The sequence below is a fragment of the Streptomyces sp. 5-10 genome (assembly GCF_014712245.1).
GTDB classification, from domain to species: Bacteria; Actinomycetota; Actinomycetes; order Streptomycetales; family Streptomycetaceae; genus Streptomyces; species Streptomyces violaceusniger.
Genome location: NZ_JACVYG010000217.1, coordinates 1 through 750, shown reverse-complemented (window position 1 = coordinate 750; position 750 = coordinate 1). Strand labels below are relative to the sequence as shown.

The following is a 750-nucleotide window of genomic DNA, read 5'->3' as shown; positions in this document are numbered from 1 at the left end:
AAGGTGCTCATCGCCAACCGTGGCGAGATCGCTGTCCGTGTTGCCCGTGCCTGCCGGGATGCCGGTATCGCGAGCGTAGCCGTCTACGCCGATCCGGACCGGGACGCATGTCATGTGCGCGCGGCCGATGAAGCCTATGCGCTGGGCGGTGACACCCCGGCGGCCAGCTATCTCGACCAGGCCAAGGTCCTGGCCGCGGCCGCCGAGTCCGGCGCCGACGCCGTCCACCCCGGGTACGGATTCCTCTCCGAGAACGCCGAGTTCGCCCAGGCCGTCCTGGACGCGGGCCTGACCTGGATCGGCCCCCCGCCGCAGGCCATCCGCGACCTGGGCGACAAGGTCGCCGCCCGCCACATCGCCCAGCGCGCCGGCGCCCCGCTGGTCGCCGGCACCCCCGACCCCGTCTCCGGGGCCGAGGAGGTCGTGGCCTTCGCCGAGCAGCACGGCCTGCCCATCGCCATCAAGGCCGCCTTCGGCGGCGGCGGCCGCGGCCTGAAGGTCGCCCGCACGATGGAAGAGGTCCCCGAGCTCTACGACTCCGCCGTCCGCGAGGCCGTGGCCGCCTTCGGGCGTGGCGAATGCTTCGTCGAGCGCTACCTGGACAAGCCGCGCCACGTCGAGACCCAGTGCCTGGCCGACACCCACGGCAACGTCGTGGTGGTCTCCACCCGCGACTGCTCCCTCCAGCGCCGCCACCAGAAGCTCGTCGAGGAGGCCCCGGCCCCCTTCCTGACCCAGGAGCAGAACGCC

Annotated in this window: 1 protein-coding gene; it reads left to right on the top strand. The window is 73.1% G+C overall.

Annotated elements, in window-relative coordinates:
• Window positions 1-750, top strand: a 750-nt coding sequence (locus tag IEJ02_RS47885) for an ATP-binding protein (protein WP_317986120.1), incomplete at both ends; no start/stop codon positions are given.